The sequence below is a fragment of the Paludibacterium yongneupense DSM 18731 genome (genome assembly GCF_000422925.1).
GTDB lineage: Bacteria > Pseudomonadota > Gammaproteobacteria > Burkholderiales > Chromobacteriaceae > Paludibacterium > Paludibacterium yongneupense.
In genome coordinates, this window is sequence record NZ_KE383957.1 from 327,442 (window position 1) to 343,122 (window position 15,681).

At 64.3% G+C, this 15,681-nt stretch carries 12 protein-coding genes; all 12 read left to right on the forward strand.

The genetic code is table 11. The features are described 5' to 3' along the window. The first annotated feature begins 4 nt into the window (after window positions 1-4). The 12 genes from G520_RS0116005 to G520_RS0116060 all read left to right on the forward strand — a co-directional run bounded on the left by G520_RS0116005 (window position 5) and on the right by G520_RS0116060 (window position 15,669). On the forward strand, window positions 5-301 hold the full coding sequence (locus G520_RS0116005; RefSeq protein WP_028536526.1) for a sarcosine oxidase subunit delta: 297 nt from the start codon (window positions 5-7) through the stop codon (window positions 299-301). Next, window positions 298-3,315: a sarcosine oxidase subunit alpha family protein gene (locus tag G520_RS0116010; protein ID WP_028536527.1), complete on the forward strand. Its 3,018-nt coding sequence runs from the start codon at window positions 298-300 to the stop codon at window positions 3,313-3,315. Before G520_RS0116005 ends, G520_RS0116010 begins: the two co-directional genes overlap by 4 nt. Further along, entirely contained in the window at window positions 3,308-3,994 is a 687-nt protein-coding gene (locus G520_RS23175) for a sarcosine oxidase subunit gamma (protein WP_051229459.1), read from the forward strand. The genes G520_RS0116010 and G520_RS23175 overlap by 8 nt, the downstream gene beginning before the upstream one ends. A 35-nt stretch (window positions 3,995-4,029) precedes the next feature. Then, window positions 4,030-4,998, forward strand: a complete 969-nt coding sequence (locus G520_RS0116020; protein WP_028536528.1) for a dipeptidase — start codon at window positions 4,030-4,032, stop codon at window positions 4,996-4,998. A gap of 316 nt (window positions 4,999-5,314) precedes the next feature. Then, window positions 5,315-5,848, forward strand: a complete 534-nt coding sequence (locus G520_RS0116025; protein WP_028536529.1) for a 4-vinyl reductase — start codon at window positions 5,315-5,317, stop codon at window positions 5,846-5,848. 13 nt (window positions 5,849-5,861) lie between these two features. Further along, on the forward strand, window positions 5,862-7,922 hold the full coding sequence (locus G520_RS0116030) for an NADH:flavin oxidoreductase (RefSeq protein WP_028536530.1): 2,061 nt from the start codon (window positions 5,862-5,864) through the stop codon (window positions 7,920-7,922). Between the two features lies 1 nt (window position 7,923). Further along, window positions 7,924-9,828 (forward strand): DUF3483 domain-containing protein, encoded by a 1,905-nt coding sequence (locus tag G520_RS0116035; RefSeq protein ID WP_028536531.1) that lies wholly within the window; start codon window positions 7,924-7,926, stop codon window positions 9,826-9,828. Between the two features lie 14 nt (window positions 9,829-9,842). Continuing rightward, entirely contained in the window at window positions 9,843-10,958 is a 1,116-nt protein-coding gene (locus G520_RS0116040) for an electron transfer flavoprotein subunit alpha/FixB family protein (protein WP_028536532.1), read from the forward strand. Next, complete coding sequence (locus G520_RS0116045) at window positions 10,942-11,715, forward strand: hypothetical protein (protein ID WP_028536533.1); 774 nt, start codon at window positions 10,942-10,944, stop codon at window positions 11,713-11,715. Before G520_RS0116040 ends, G520_RS0116045 begins: the two co-directional genes overlap by 17 nt. A gap of 68 nt (window positions 11,716-11,783) precedes the next feature. Then, the gene (locus G520_RS0116050) at window positions 11,784-13,055 is read left to right on the forward strand and encodes an aromatic ring-hydroxylating oxygenase subunit alpha (RefSeq protein ID WP_028536534.1); all 1,272 of its coding nucleotides are present in this window, start codon (window positions 11,784-11,786) and stop codon (window positions 13,053-13,055) included. Window positions 13,056-13,071: 16 nt separating this feature from the next. Continuing rightward, on the forward strand, window positions 13,072-14,157 hold the full coding sequence (locus G520_RS0116055; protein WP_028536535.1) for an FAD-binding oxidoreductase: 1,086 nt from the start codon (window positions 13,072-13,074) through the stop codon (window positions 14,155-14,157). 471 nt (window positions 14,158-14,628) lie between these two features. Then, window positions 14,629-15,669: a quaternary amine ABC transporter ATP-binding protein gene (locus G520_RS0116060; RefSeq protein WP_028536536.1), complete on the forward strand. Its 1,041-nt coding sequence runs from the start codon at window positions 14,629-14,631 to the stop codon at window positions 15,667-15,669. The last annotated feature ends 12 nt before the right edge of the window (window positions 15,670-15,681 follow it).

Here is a 15,681-nt window from a genome sequence, read left to right on the forward strand (position 1 = left end):
CGCCATGTTCCTGATCTATTGTCCGTATTGCAAGGCGACCCGCGAAGAAGAGGAGTTTCATAATGCGGGCGAGGCTTTCATCGCCCGTCCGGCCGACCCGGAGGCCGCCAGCGACGAGGAATGGGGCGACTACCTCTTCATGCGCAAGAACCCCAAGGGCTGGCACTGGGAGCAATGGCAGCACGCCGCCGGTTGCGGTCGCGTGTTCGCGGTCAAGCGGCATACTCTCAGCTACCGGATCGCCGGCAGCTGGACCCTTGCCGCAGGCAAGGCCCTGTTTCTGCAGGAGGGCGGAGTATGAGCGGCTATCGCGTAAGCCGCCCGAGCCAGCGCATCGACCGCGATCAGACCGTGCGGTTCCGCTTTAACGGCCGCGACTACAGCGGGTTTGCCGGCGATACGCTGGCGTCGGCCCTGATCGCCAACGGCGTCACACTGCTCGGGCGCAGTTTCAAATACGGCCGGCCGCGCGGCATTGTCGGTGCCGGCCCCGAGGAGCCCAATGCCCTGGTCCAACTCGAGGACGGCGCACGCACCGTGCCGGACGTGAAGGCGACCCAGATCGAACTGTACCCCGGGCTCAGCGCAAGAAGCTGCAGCGGCTGGCCGTCGCTGGCTCTGGATCTGAAAAGCCTGCTTGGGCGCTGCGGTCGCTTCATGCCACCCGGCTTCTATTACAAGACCTTCATGGCTCCGGTCAGGGCGTGGCCGGTGTATGAAAAAATCATTCGCAAAGCCGCCGGATTCGGAACGGCGCCGACCGCAAACGATCCCGATTTTTACGATCACCTGCATCATCATGTCGATGTTCTGGTGGTGGGCGGTGGCGCCTGCGGACTGTGGGCCGCCCTGCTGGCTGGACGGGCGGGCCTGAAGACCCTGCTCGTCGACGATCAGAACGAAGCGGGCGGCTGGCTGTTGTCCGAGGCCAGCGCCCGTATCGATGGGCTTGCCGCCATCGACTGGGTTGCGTCGCGGCGGGCCGAACTCGACGCATTGCCCAATGTAGCGGTGTTGACGCGCACCACGGCCTTCGCCCACCACGACCTGAATCTGGTGCAAGCGGTCGAGCGTCTGCAAGACCATTTGCCCGCGGAGGCACGGCGTGCCGATCAACCGCGCGAGCGTCTGCATCGCATCCGAGCCGGGCATGTGATTCTGGCGGCCGGAGCGATCGAGCGGCCGCTGGTGTTCGGCAACAACGATCTGCCGGGCGTGCTGACGGCCGCCGCGGCGCAGACCTATCTCAATCGCTATGGCGTGGTCGTCGGCCGCACGATTCTGCTGCTCACACACAATGATGCCGCTTACGATACGGCACGCGACCTCGCTCTCGCTGGCAGCCGGGTGACCGTGATCGATGTGCGGCAGCGTGGCGCGGCGCCTGCGCGCCACGCTGCGGTCATCGCCGCCGGGGCGACGGTGCTGACCGGTTTCGGCATCGCCGAAGTGCGCGGCGGGAACCGGGTGCGCGCCGCGCGCCTGGTTCGGCTCGACCCCTTGAGCCTGAAGGCGACGGGCAAGGGACCGGTCCTTAACGCCGACTGCGTGCTGTCGTCGGGCGGGCTGACCGCCACGGTCCACCTCTATTGTCACAATGGCGGTCGTCCGCTGTGGGACGAAGAGCGCCTGTCCTTTGTCGCACCGGCCGGGGGGCGCGACGACATGTGCTGCGTCGGCGCCGTCGCCGGTTACTGGGGCCTGGGCGAAGCCCTGCGTCAGACGCATGAGACGCTGGGCGCCTGGCTGGCGGCACGGGGGCTGGGTGCCGCCGGCCAGGCGCCGCAGGCGGACGACATCCCTGCCGCACCGACGCGCCGCGTGTTCCGCATTCCTGACGGGCGCCGGCCCGGCGCCGGCGCCAAGGCTTTCGTCGATTTCCAGAACGATGTGACCGCCGCCGACATCCATATTGCCGTGCTGGAAAATTACCGTTCGGTGGAGCATGTCAAACGCTATACCGCACTCGGCTTCGGGACCGATCAGGGGAAGCTGTCCAATATCAACGGCTTCGCCATCGCCGCCGAGGCGCTGGGCAAACCCATCGCCTCGGTCGGAACGACGACCTATCGGCCGGCTTATACACCGGTCAGTTTCGGTGCGCTGGCCGGGCCGCACGCTCGCGAAACCTTCGACCCCGAGCGCCATACCGCAATGCATGCGCGCCATGTCGCCGCCGGGGCCGCATTCGAGCGGGTCGGACAATGGATGCGCCCGCATTACTTTCCACGGCCCGGGGAAGATCTGCATGCGGCCGTCGCGCGCGAGTGTCTGGCCGCGCGTCAGGGCGTGGCGGTGATGGATGCCACCACGCTGGGCAAGATCGACGTCAAGGGGCCGGATGCGCGCGAGTTTCTCAATCGCGTCTATTCCAATGCGTGGAGCAAACTCGAACCCGGCAAATGCCGCTACGGGTTGATGCTGGACGAAAACGGCATGGTGATGGACGACGGGGTGACCGCCTGCCTGGCGGACGACCATTTTCATATGACCACCACAACCGGTGGCGCAGCCCGGGTGCTGAGCTGGCTGGAGCGCTGGCATCAGACCGAGTGGCCCGATCTCAAGGTGTTTTTCACCTCGACGACCGACCATTGGTGCACGACGGCCGTGGTCGGCCCCAAGAGTCGCGATGTGCTGATGCGCTTGTGCTCCGACATCGATTTTGCCATGGACGCGTTCAAATTCATGGATTGGCGTGATGGCACCGTCGCCGGTTTGCCGGCACGCGTGTTCCGCATCAGTTTTTCCGGCGAGGTGGCGTATGAAATCAACGTCGAGGCCAGCTATGGCGACTATGTGTGGCAGAGCGTACTGGCCGCCGGCAAGGATTTCGGCATTACGCCCTACGGTACCGAGAGCATGCATGTGCTGCGAGCAGAGAAAGGTTTCATCATCGTCGGCCAGGATTCGGATGGATCGATGACACCGTTCGATCTCGGGATGGCCTGGGCCGTCGGAATGAAAAAACCGTTCAGTTTTCTTGGCCGTCGCTCGCTGACCCGTTCCGATACCGTGCGCGACGATCGCAAGCAACTGGTCGGCCTGCTGACCGACGATCCGGCCGCCGTGCTGACCGAAGGCGCACAACTGCTCTCGTCGCCGCAAGTGACGATTCCGGCGGATATGCGCGGACATGTCACCTCCAGTTACTTCAGCGCCTATCTCGGTCGTTCGATCGCTCTGGCAGTGGTCAAGGGCGGCGCCGCATCGGGTGGCGAGACGGTCTATGCCTGGTCTGGCGGGCAAGTGACCGCGGCCCGAATCGTATCGTCCGTTTTTGTCGATCCACAAGGAGAACGCCAGCATGTCTGATGCCCTGTTCCAGCCTTACGCGCGCTCGCCGCTCGATCCTCTGGATCTGGCGGGCCAGGCCGTCCGGCCTTCGCCGGAGAATGGCGCCTGGGCCAATGAAGTGCGCTTGCTCGCCTATCTGACCCTGCGCGGCGATAGTGCCGACCCGGCCTATGCCCGGGCGGTGCGTACGGTCTGTGGTTTGTCCTTGCCCGACGCCGGCCGCTATGTATCGGGCGTGGCGGGGGTGTTGCTGTGGCGCTCGCCAAACGAATGCCTGTTGCTGACTTCGCGCCGGCAGGCGGCCTCGCTGCGTGTGGCACTGGTGGAGGCTTTCGCTGGCTTGCTGGCCGAAGTCGTCGATCAGAGCGGCGGTCTGACAACGGTATATCTGGCTGGCGCGGAGCAGGTCACTGTGCTTCGGCACATGGGGGGCTACGATTTCGGGAGCCTTGAGCCGGGGCAGGCGATCGCGACCGTCTTTGGCAAAACCGCCGCCGTCGTCATGCGTGCCGACGCCCATGGGGTTCATCTGATCGTGCGGCGCAGCTTTGCCGCCTATTTATGGGCCTTGCTCGCGCGTAGCGCCCGACCCTATGCCTTCACTGTCGGGCGTCTCCCTGCCGCAGGGACGGACCCAGTTCTGTGCTTGCAGGAGGGGGCGACGGTGCTCGATCGGCAGGACCGCGTGGCCGTCTGAGTGCGTCTCATAAAATCTGTAGCAGGAGTCCGACTATGGCATTACATGAAGATTCTATCGTGATCGATGGTTTGGTCATTGCCAACTGGAGCCGTTCCGTATTCGACGACATGCGGCGCGGCGGGCTGACAGCGGCCAACTGCACCGTGTCGGTGTGGGAAGGCTTTGCGGCGACGGTGAATAACATCGCGGCCATCAAGGCGCAGATTCGCGACTATAGCGATATTCTGACCCTGGTGCGCAAGGTCGATGACATCGCGCAGGCCAAACGTGATAACAAGACTGGTCTGATCCTCGGTTTCCAGAATGCCTACGCCTTCGAAGACAATCTCGGTTATATCGAAGCCTTTGCCGACATGGGGGTGCGGGTCGTCCAGTTGTGCTACAACACCCAGAACCTGGTCGGTACCGGTTGTTACGAACGCGATGGCGGGCTCTCGGGTTTCGGCCGCGAAGTGATCGCCGAAATGAATCGGGTCGGCATCATGGTCGATCTGTCGCATGTGGGCGGCAAGACATCGGAAGAGGCGATTCTCGAATCGAAAAAACCGGTGTGCTATTCGCATTGCCTACCGACCGGCCTCAAGGAACATCCGCGCAACAAGAGTGACGCCGAGCTGCGGTTCATTGCCGACCATGGCGGTTTCATCGGCGTCACCATGTTCGCGCCTTTTCTCAAGCGCGGCATCGACGCCACGGTCGACGATTATATCGAAGCGATCGACTACATCATCGATCGGGTCGGCGAGGACTGCGTGGGAATCGGAACCGACTTTACCCAGGGCTACGATACCGAGTTCTTCGACTGGCTCACGCATGACAAGGGTCGTTATCGTCGTCTGACGAATTTCGGAACCGTTATTAACCCGCTCGGCATCCGTACACTGGGTGAAATGCCGAATCTGACTACGGCGATGACGCGCGCCGGCTGGGGAGAGGCCAAGATTCGCAAGGTGTTGGGAGAAAACTGGCTGCGCATCTTCCGTGAAGTGTGGAAAGACTGAACGCAACGGCCCGCTGCCACAGCAAACGCCGGCTTGTCCACCTGCCCCGGGCCTGCGATCGACGCCGCATCGGTCGACGCGGCCCGTTCCTGTATCCTCCGCCGTTCCCGCTTGGCCGTGCGTGCGACCGCGATCGCTTCCCGCGTCGGTCGGGGGGGCGGTCCCTTGTCGGCGCCCTGGATCCGGCACGCTTCTTTCTCCACTCCCGTGTCGGGCGACGGCAAGAACCGGTCGCCCGGACGGCGTCCTGCCGCGGGCGGCTGCGGCACCATGCGTTTGACAGCGGCCCTCGCCGCGATAACGCTGGAGAAAGCGCATGCAAGCTCGTGTTCCCATCGAAGTCGATAGCCAGACCGGCGTCTGGACTACCGACGGCCTGCCCATGTTGTATGTGCCGCGTCATTTCTTTATCAATAATCATCTCGCCATCGAGGCCGCTCTCGGGCGCCCGGTCTACGCCGAGTCTTTGTACGATGCCGGTTTCCGCTCCGCTTATTACTGGTGCGGCGCCGAGGCGGCGACGCATGGCATCCGGGGCATGGCGGTATTCGAGCACTATCTTCAGCGGCTGTCGCAGCGTGGCTGGGGCGTGTTCTCCTTCATGGAGGCGGATGCCGGCCGCGGCTATGCGCGCATCCGCCTAGATCACTCCTGCTTTGTTCTCGGGCAAGGCGTGGCCGGCGCCCCGCACAGCGAGGAGATGGCGTGCTATCTGTTTGCCGGCTGGTTTGCCGGCGCCATGGACTGGGTCGCCGCCGATCTGGGATTGCAGCATGCGACCCGAAGCAGGGAGACGCAGTGTGCCGGGCTGGGTGCGCCCTATTGCGTCTTCACGGTCGAGCCTAAGTAAGCGGAGCGAAACCATGCGCTATCCTCATCTGTTTGCTCCCATCACGCTCAACCGGCTGACGCTGCGAAACCGGGTGGTCAGTACCGCGCATGCCGAAGTCTATGCCGAACCCGGGGGGCTGCCCGGCGAACGGTATATCCGTTACTACGAAGAAAAGGCCAAGGGCGGGCTCGGACTCGCGATCTGTGGGGGGTCGAGCCCGGTGTCGGCCGATAGTCCGCAAGGCTGGTGGAAATCGGTCAACCTTGCCACCGACCGCGTGATCGACCCTCTGGCGCTGCTGGCGGAAACCATGCACAAGCATGGCGCACGCATCATGATCCAGGCGACGCATATGGGGCGGCGCAACAGCTACTATGGCGAGCACTGGCCGCATCTGGTCAGCCCGTCCGGCATTCGCGAACCGGTGCATCGCGGCAATGCCAAGGCGATAGAAAGAGAGGAAATCCGCCGCATCGTGGCCGATTTTGCCTCCGCTGCGCGCCGGGTGCAGCGCGCGGGGATGGATGGCATCGAAATTTCCGCCGCGCACCAGCAACTGATCGATCAATTCTGGAGTCCGCGCACCAATTTTCGCAGCGACGAGTATGGCGGCTCGCTACCTAACCGCATGCGCTTCGGGATCGAGGTGCTGACCGCCGTGCGCGAGGCGGTGGGGGAGGACTTCTGCGTCGGTTTGCGCATGTGCGGCGACGAATTCCATGAAGATGGCCTGTCGCATCAGGTGTTGCAGGAGATCGCGGCGGCGATGTCGGGGAGCGGGCTCATCGACTATCTGTCGGTGGTCGGTTCGGGGGCCGATACGCATAACACGCTGGCCAATTGCATGCCGCCCATGGCCTTGCCCCCCGAGCCCTTCGTGCATCTTGCCGCCGGCATCAAATCGGTGTCCTCAGTGCCAGTCATGCATGCCCAAAGCATACGCGATCCGGTGCAGGCCGAGCGCATCCTGGCGTCGGGTCTGGTCGACATGGTCGGCATGACGCGCGCGCATATTGCCGATCCGCACTTCATGATCAAGGTGCGCGATGGTCGTGAAGACCAGATACGCCAATGCGTCGGCGCCAACTATTGCATAGATCGGCAATACCATGGCCAGGATGTGCTCTGCATTCAGAATGCGGCGACCAGCCGCGAATCCACCATGCCGCATGTCATTGTTCCGAGCACCGGTCCCGTGCGCAGGGTTGTTGTTGTCGGTGCCGGCCCTGCGGGGTTGGAAGCGGCGCGGGTGGCCCGGCTGCGCGGACATGAGGTCGTGCTGTTCGAGCGTGACGACCATGTCGGCGGGCAGGTTGCACTGGCGGCGAAGGCGCCGCAACGCGAACAGATGGCCGGCATCGTCCGCTGGCTGGATATGGAGACCATCCGCCTCGGCGTCGATCGCCGCCTCGGCGTTGCGGCCCGAGTCGACACGATCCTGGACGAGCAGCCCGATATCGTGGTGCTGGCTACCGGTGGCCAGCCCAATGTCGGCTACCCCGCCTGGGGCGTTGCCGAGGGGCTCGCCGTCTGCGCCCGGGATGTGCTGGCCGGGCGTGTCGAACCGGGCGCCAATGTGCTGGTGTACGACGGCATCAGCGGACACGCGGGCTTTGGCGTGGCCGACTACCTGGCCAGTCGCGGCAGCCTGGTGGAAATCGCGACCCCGGACGTCAAGATCGCCGATGACGTCGGCGGCACCACTTTCCCCGTTTTCTATCGCAGATTGTACGCGCAGGGCATGATTCCGACCCCGAATGTCTGGCTGGAGCGGGTCTACGCCGAGAACGGAAAAATCATTGCCGTGCTGCGCAACGAGTACACCGAGCAGTTGGAAGAGCGTGCGGTGGACCTGGTGGTGATCGAAAACGGCATTGTGCCGGCCGATGAACTGTACTGGCAGTTGAAGGCCCGCTCGCGCAATCTCGGCCAGACCGATATCGATGCCCTGTACGCGGCGCGGCCCCAGCCCTGCTTGAGCGAATCGCTGTCGACGGACGAGTTTCTGTTGTTCCGGGTCGGCGACTGCGTTTCGATGCACAACGTACATGGCGCCTTGTACGACGCTTTGCGCCTGGTAAAGGATTTCTGATATGGCGCTCAGATTGGATTGGGCCTTGAGCGTGGTGGTCTGGCTCGGTGCGCTGCTGCTGGCCGCCGGTTTGGCGCGGCGGCTCGCCTTGTGGCGCCAGGGGCAGCCGGCGCCCGTCGCCTGGAGCGGGTTGCTGGCCATGCCGCGCCGCTACTTTGTCGACATCCATCATGTGGTGGCGCGCGAGCCGGCCATTGCCCGTGCGCATGTGATGACGGCGGGCGGAGCCGTCGCCATCCTGCTGGCACTGGGCGTCAACTATGGCTTGATGCGGTATTGGCCGGTGCTGGACGTTGTCACGCTGGCCTGCGCGGTCGCGATGTTCGCCGGCGCCTGGCAGGTGCGCGCACGGCGGCGCGCGCCACCTGCCAGGCTGTCGCGCGGCAGTTGGAACCGCCTGCCCTACAGTCTGTTGCTGTTCGCTGCCGGCATCGCCCTGATCATGGCCTTGTTCCTGCTCGGACCGTTCGCGCTGAGCAGGATGTTCGGACGCGCACTGGCGGCGTTGGCCGGAATCGGGCTGCTGCTGGGCGGGGCGGAACTGGTTTTGGGCATCGGCATCGCCGGCCCGATGAAGCATGCATTGGCGGGGCTGGCGCATCTGGCTTTTCACCCGCGTCCCGAACGTTTCGGCGGTCGCTCGACCGGCCTGCGACCGCTCGATCTGCGCCGCCCTGGCCTCGGAGTGGCGCGTGCGGCCGACTTTGCCTGGAACCGGCTGCTGTCGTTCGATGCCTGTGTGCAGTGCGGCAAGTGCGAAGCGGTCTGCCCTGCCTATGCCGCGGGCCAGCCGCTCAATCCCAAGGCGCTGATCCAGGGCATGGTCGCCGCTTTCGCTCCCGGAGGTCCCGAGTATGCCGGCAACCCTCATCCCGGCCAGCCGCAGTCATCGGCTGGCGCCGTGCACGCCGACATCGTCGGCAGTGTACTGGCGGCCGAAACCTTGTGGTCGTGCACCACGTGCCGGGCCTGCGTCGAAGCGTGCCCGATGTTGATCGAACATGTCGATACGGTGATCGACTTGCGGCGCCATATCGCCTTGAACCGCGGTGATGTGCCGGGCAAGGGGAGCGAGGCGCTCGCCAACTTGCGCTATACCGATACCGTCGGCGGCCACGCCCTGGCGGCACGCCATCATTGGGCGGTCGATCTCGACATCCGCGTGCTGGGTGAAGGGATGAACGCGGACTGGCTGTTGCTGGTCGGGGAGGGCGGTTTCGATATGCGTTACCAGCGCGCCTTGCGTGCCCTGGTCACCGTGATGCGCCGTGCCGGACTGGATGTGGCCCTGCTCGGTGCGGCCGAGACCGACTGCGGCGATCTGGCGCGCCGTCTCGGCGACGAGGCCGGTTTTCAGCGTCTTGCCGCGACGCTGATCGCGACACTGAACCGGTACCGGTTTGCGCATATCGTCACGCCGGATCCTCACCTGTTCCATTGTCTTAAAAACGAGTATCCGGCCTTTGGCGGGAACTTCGATGTGCATCACCACAGCCAGTTGCTGGCCGAGTTGATTGATCGGGGCGCCTTGTCCTTGACGGCCCCCGCGTCGGGCGGAGGGTCGGTGACTTTCCACGATCCGTGCTATCTGGGGCGCTATAACGGCGGGTTCGATGCGCCACGGCGCGTGCTCAGAGGCATCGGCGTCACCGTGGTCGAGATGCCGCGTTCGCGCGAGGATTCCCGCTGCTGCGGCTGGGGCGGTGGGGCGGCGTTTACCGATATTCCCGGCGCGCGGCGGATACCCGACATGCGGATGGATGATATTCGAGCGAGCGGGGCCGGGCGAGTCGTCGTTGCCTGCCCGAATTGCAGTGCCATGCTCGAGGCGGTGGTCGGGCCGCGCCCGGAGGTAATCGAACTGGCGGAGTGGGTCGCCGAGCGCTTGGCCGTCGACGTGCCGTAAACAAGGAGAGTGTGATGGAGCAGGCTGTTTCCGTGCGGCGGGTCGATCCCCGGCGCCCCTGGGTGCCCGGCCCCGGTGGTATCAAGCGCATCGTACTGGGGCGGGATGACGGGTGTCGCGATCCCCGGACGACATCCCGCCAGGAGCGCGTTCTGTCGCCGCGCAGCATGGGGCCGTTCTCGCAGTCGCGCTGGGTGATCTGCCATGCCCGGCGCGGCGCCTTGACCGCGGTCGCCATCGAGGCGCTGGCGGCCGCAGCCATCCTCAGTGCATCCGACACGGAAGTCGCCGCACTGATTTTCGGCGCGGGTGTCGATATCGTCTCCGCCGCATCGTGTGCTGGAGCCGACCGGGTGCTGTGGCTGGACGGGACGGAGTGGGCGCCGGAACGCAAGCTGGCTTTTCTGATGGAGCGTTTCCTGCCGGCGCCGCCCATGCAGATCATCATGCCCGACGAGGGCGACGATGCCGATCTCGGCAGACGGCTAGCCTGTCGCCTGGGGATGAGCGTGGTGACCGATGTGGTCGAAGTCGGCGGCGGGATCGCGCGCCGCCGTATCGCCGGCGCGCGTTTTGCCGCACATGCGGCGACGGCGGGGCTGTTGTTGCTGGCTCCCGGGGCGGCGGATGCTCATTTGCCGTTTGTCGGGTTGGGCGTGGCCGAAGCGGCAGTATTGCCGATGATAGCGGAGTCCGCACGCGAACTCGGGCGCTCGACGCCGCCCGCCGCGCATCAGGCGCTGGAGGAGGCCGACCTGATCGTATCGGCCGGCAACGGGGTCGGCGATGTTGCGGCTTTCCGCGTATTGGCCGATGTCATGGGCGCCGCGACCGGCGCATCGCGGGTCGCCGTGGACGACGGGCGCTTCACGCGCGACCGGCAAGTCGGTGCCAGCGGCAAAACCGTGGCGGCAAGCGTTTATATCGCCTTGGGGATCTCCGGCGCGATCCAGCATCTGCAGGGCATTCGCCAGTGCCGGCATGTGATCGCTGTCAACCTCGATGCGGCTGCGCCGATCACGCGTCGTGCGGATCTGACGGTGGTCGACGATTGCCAGTCATTCATTCCTGCCTTGACCACCCTGATCCGCGCGGCGCGCGAGGAGTCGGAAAATGTCCGGAAACGTTGAACGTCCCCGCATTGCGGTGCTGGTCAGTCCTGCCGTACATCCCGTCAGTGGCCGGGCTTGCGCCGGCGCCGCCGATCTGGCCGCGCTGGCACTCGGGCAGGCACTGGTCGCCAGCGGCGCACCCGATGTGTTCTATGCCGGCGCGGCCCCGGATTCGGCACTGGCCGATTACCTGGCTCACGGCTGCCGGCGCTTGCTTGTATTGCGGCATGAGCCGGATCAGGACGTGAGCGCGAGCCTCGCGGCGGCGGTGCGCCCATACGATTTGGTGATCTGCGGCATCCGTTCCGGTGGCGGCATGAGCAGCGGGCTGCTGCCCTATCAACTGGCCGAGCTGCTGGGGCGGCCGCTGCTGCCCGGGTTGGCGGAGTTGAGCCTGGACAGCGGTACGGTGCGCGGCGCGCAGTCCCTGCCGCAGGGCGAGCAACGCCTGCTCGAGGCCGGTTTTCCCGTGCTGGCCAGTGTCCATCCGCGCGCGGCAACGGCGCGGCCGTGGCGCTTCGCCGGTCTCGCGCAGGGGCGGATCGAGGTGACGCCCGCGACCGGATGCGGCCTGACCGAATGTGCATTCGAGCCGGAACGCCGTGCGTTGCCGTTGCGCGCAGCCCGTGCCGAGCGAGGCCACGAGCGCATGTTGCAGGCGATTGCAGCCGGGGATGGCCAAGCTGCCGGGCTGGTCGTAAATCAAGGAGATTCCGTCGAAAAAGCGCAAGTTGTCCTCGACTACCTGCGGCACCATCAACTCGTCGACTATTGAGGGTCGCGACCGGCGGCGGACGGCATGTCTGGCGTCGGGTTCGAAGTTCTGTCGCAGGGGAGTGTGAAATGAATCATCGAGACCTTGCCGCGCCGTTCGCACAATCGGAAAATCTGGCCGGACTCGTGGCGCGGCGCCGGCCCGGATACAGCCTCGAAGCGCCGTTCTACCTGTCCGATGCGATCTTCCAGGCCGATATGGAGGCGATTTTCAGTCGCCATTGGCTCTATGTCGGCGTCGCAGCCGAAGTCGCCGAAGCCGGGGATTACCTGACGGTCGATGTCGGCGGCAAGCCGGTGCTGATCGTTCGCGACGACGATGGTGCGATTCGTGCCTTTCACAATGTCTGTCGTCACCGCGGTTCGCGTTTGTGTGCTGAAGAAAAAGGGACGCTGGGCAATATTGTCTGCCCCTATCATCAATGGACTTACACGCTCTCGGGCAAGCTGATTTTCGCCGATCACATGGCGGATGGCTTCGATCTCGAGCATCACAGTCTGAAAGCGGTACATCTGAAAAATCTGGCCGGGCTGCTGTTTGTCTGTCTCTCCGACGACCCTCCGGCCGATTTCGACGACATGGCTGCCATCATGACGCCCTATCTGGCGCCGCACCGGCTGGAAGAATGCAAGGTGGCGGCGACGGTCGATATTGTCGAGGCGGGCAACTGGAAGCTCACGATGGAGAATAATCGCGAGTGCTATCACTGCGTTGCCAATCACCCCGAACTGACCCGTTCGCTATACGCTTATAGCTACGGGTTTTCACCCGAGTCGGAGCTGGCTCGCGGCGTGGCCGAGTACGATGCCATCGTCAAGGACAGTCATGCGCGCTGGGAGGCGGACGGCCTGCCTTCGGGCGAGTGCGAGCGCCTCTCCGATGTGACCGGTTTTCGAACGATGCGCATGCCGCTGATCGACTCCGGACAGTCGCAGACCATGAACACCGAGGCGGCGTGCACGCGCCTGCTCGGCGATATCCGCGAGGCGGCGTCGGGAGGCTTGTCATTCTGGACCCAGCCCAATTCCTGGCATCACTTCATGGCCGACCATATCGTCTCGTTCTCGGTGCTGCCGCTGACGGCGGGAAGCACACTGGTACGCACGCGCTGGCTGGTGCACCGGGATGCGGTGGAGGGAGTGGATTACAAGGTCGAAAATCTGACCCGTGTCTGGAACGCAACCAACGACCAGGATCGCCGGCTGGTCGAGGAAAGTCAGCTTGGCGTCGCCAGCCCGGCCTATCGGCCCGGCCCGTATTCGCCGCATACCGAGATGCTGGTCGAGAAATTCAGCCAGTGGTATATCGATCGCCTGGCCGAAACGCTGGACGGCGCTTGAACGGCGGGGATGCGATATGACCGGAAATCATGGCGCCGACGTCATCTCCGCGTTACCGCTGTGGCGGGCGGAAGAAGACGATATGCTGGAATGCGTGCAGATTCGCGCCGAAGCCCGCGATGTAAAGACCTTCGTGTTTCGCGCGCAACCTGCACGGCGGTTCGCCTATTTGCCCGGGCAGTTCCTGACTCTGGAACTGCCTGTGGCCGGGGAGACGGTCCGCCGCTGTTATACCCTCTCGTCCTCGCCGACACGGCCGGACAGGGTGGCCATCACGGTCAAGCGCGTGCCGGGGGGGCTGGTGTCCAACCTCTTGCACGATACGCTGCGCCCGGGCATGCGGCTTCGCGTCATCGGGCCGGCCGGCGATTTCAGCTGCGCGGGTCGGCCCGACGCGGGTCGGCTGTTTCTATCGGCCGGTAGCGGCATTACCCCGCTGATGTCCATGTGCCGCTGGCTGGGCGACCTGGGTGGCCCCTTCGATCTGGTGTTCGTGCATAGCGCGCGTTCGCCGCTTGATCTGATCTTCCGCGACGAACTGGCCGGTCTTGCGCGCGAGCATCCGGGCTTGCGCTTGCAATACCTGTGCGAAAGCCGGGACGGCGATGCCGGGTGGTCAGGAGTGCTCGGACGTCTGGATGCCGGCCTGCTGACCCGCCTGGTCCCCGATGCCGGGCAGCGCCAGATCTACTGCTGCGGGCCGGCGCCATATATGGCCGCGGTCCGCGCGGCCTTGGCCGATCTCGGTTGCGACCCGGACAGCTATCACGAGGAGAGTTTCGACTTCACGGCATCGCCGGCGCCGGCGGCAGGCCCTGTCGCGGCCTCTGCCGTCGGCGCCGGCTACAAGCTCGATTTTACCGTTTCGGGTAAAAACGCCGTGGCGGCCCCCGGGCAGACGGTGCTCTCCGCGGCAGCAGAATGCGGAATGCGGATACCGTCCTCGTGCTCGCGCGGCGTGTGCGGAACGTGCAAGTCCAGACTGGCGCAAGGGCGGGTCGACATGAAGCATGGCGGCGGGATCCGCCAGCGAGAGATCGATCAAGGCTTTTTCCTGCCTTGTTGCAGCACCCCCCTGAGCGACCTCGTCATCGAACGCTGATTCCCCTGTACGGAAGGTCCTGCCAGGTTTTTCCGTCGTTCGCGACAGAAAAACCTGGTTTTTTTTCATCGCTGGCTGGCAGCGGCCAGCCCCCCCTCTGTTCAATCCCCTCGCGCCCGTTCCCCTATGGATGGCGTCCTCGGAACGTTTTTCCGTTGGCATGCAATATGCATTGCAGTTCCGGAGTTGACGAAAATCAATGACAGTTTTATTTGTGCGGCAGCCTAACGCCTAAACCTTATCCGATTTGTGGTTTTTTTCCGACATGAAACGCATGAAAACGGCTGCCGACATGGTGCAAACTGCCCCATGTCCGTTCGAACCCCTCCCGTCTTGGTGCGTGGCGGAGGAATGTCGGCTCATGGCAAGAGTTTGTCGGGATCGCGTTATTTTCGGATAAGCAAACTCCCTATCTTTGGTCTTGACCTGCATCAAGAAAGACTATGAGCAACGTCACTACGGAGACCGTTCATGAAGCCATCCAAGATTGTGGTGCAGAACCTGTACAAGGTATTCGGCGACCAGCCGCAGGAGGCGATGCGTCTGCTCAAGCTGGGCGAAAGCAAGGAGTCGGTGTTCCATAACCTGGGTCAGGTGGTGGGTGTCAACAACGTTTCTTTTGCTGTGAATGAGGGCGAGATCTTCGTTCTCATGGGGTTGTCGGGCTCCGGCAAGTCGACGCTGATCCGCTTGATCAACCGCTTGGTCGATCCCACATCGGGCGACATCCTGCTCGATGGGCAAAGCATTACCCGGCTATCGGCCAAAGAACTCGTCGATCTGCGTCGGCGCGATATGAGCATGGTATTCCAGAGCTTTGCCCTGATGCCGCATCGTACTGTGCTGGACAACGCCGCTTTCGGGCTCGAAATCGCGGGAGTCGGGCGCCGTGCACGAGAGTCGGCAGCGATGAAGGTGCTCGAACAGGTCGGGCTCGCGCCGTTCGCCAGAAAGTACCCGCATCAGTTGTCGGGCGGCATGCAGCAGCGGGTGGGGCTTGCGCGCGCGCTGGCGGTGAATCCTTCGCTGATTCTGATGGATGAAGCCTTTTCGGCGCTGGACCCGCTCAAGCGCGCCGAGATGCAGGACATCCTGCTCGACTTGCAGCGCGAGCAGCGGCGCACGATCTTCTTCGTTTCTCACGATCTGGAAGAAGCGTTACGCATCGGAACCCGGATCGCCATCATGGAGGGCGGGCGCCTGGTACAGGTCGGCACTCCACAGGAAATCATCGAAAAACCGGCCGACGACTATGTCCGCCGCTTTTTCCGTAGTGTGGATACCTCGCGTTATCTGCTGGCGCGCGACCTGATCGACCCGGGACTCTCGCCATCGTTCGCCGCAACGCGCAGTGTGCCACCCTCGGCCAGTCTCAACGACGTACTGCATTCGCTGCTTGGCGAGCACGATCCGCTGACGGTCGCCGAACAAGGCGGTTCAAGCCTCGGCGTCATAACCTCCAGCAGCGCCTTGCGCAAGCTGGCCGAGCATCGCTTGCGCGACACGGTCTGATGATGCGCGCGC

What these genes read in the sequence shown, in the direction of transcription:
- G520_RS0116005 (WP_028536526.1), top strand. Translation starts at nt 5, where the DNA reads ATGTTCCTGATCTATTGTCCGTATTGCAAGGCGACCCGCGAAGAAGAG.
- G520_RS0116010 (WP_028536527.1), top strand. Translation starts at nt 298, where the DNA reads ATGAGCGGCTATCGCGTAAGCCGCCCGAGCCAGCGCATCGACCGCGAT.
- G520_RS23175 (WP_051229459.1), top strand. Translation starts at nt 3,308, where the DNA reads ATGTCTGATGCCCTGTTCCAGCCTTACGCGCGCTCGCCGCTCGATCCT.
- G520_RS0116020 (WP_028536528.1), top strand. Translation starts at nt 4,030, where the DNA reads ATGGCATTACATGAAGATTCTATCGTGATCGATGGTTTGGTCATTGCC.
- G520_RS0116025 (WP_028536529.1), top strand. Translation starts at nt 5,315, where the DNA reads ATGCAAGCTCGTGTTCCCATCGAAGTCGATAGCCAGACCGGCGTCTGG.
- G520_RS0116030 (WP_028536530.1), top strand. Translation starts at nt 5,862, where the DNA reads ATGCGCTATCCTCATCTGTTTGCTCCCATCACGCTCAACCGGCTGACG.
- G520_RS0116035 (WP_028536531.1), top strand. Translation starts at nt 7,924, where the DNA reads ATGGCGCTCAGATTGGATTGGGCCTTGAGCGTGGTGGTCTGGCTCGGT.
- G520_RS0116040 (WP_028536532.1), top strand. Translation starts at nt 9,843, where the DNA reads ATGGAGCAGGCTGTTTCCGTGCGGCGGGTCGATCCCCGGCGCCCCTGG.
- G520_RS0116045 (WP_028536533.1), top strand. Translation starts at nt 10,942, where the DNA reads ATGTCCGGAAACGTTGAACGTCCCCGCATTGCGGTGCTGGTCAGTCCT.
- G520_RS0116050 (WP_028536534.1), top strand. Translation starts at nt 11,784, where the DNA reads ATGAATCATCGAGACCTTGCCGCGCCGTTCGCACAATCGGAAAATCTG.
- G520_RS0116055 (WP_028536535.1), top strand. Translation starts at nt 13,072, where the DNA reads ATGACCGGAAATCATGGCGCCGACGTCATCTCCGCGTTACCGCTGTGG.
- G520_RS0116060 (WP_028536536.1), top strand. Translation starts at nt 14,629, where the DNA reads ATGAAGCCATCCAAGATTGTGGTGCAGAACCTGTACAAGGTATTCGGC.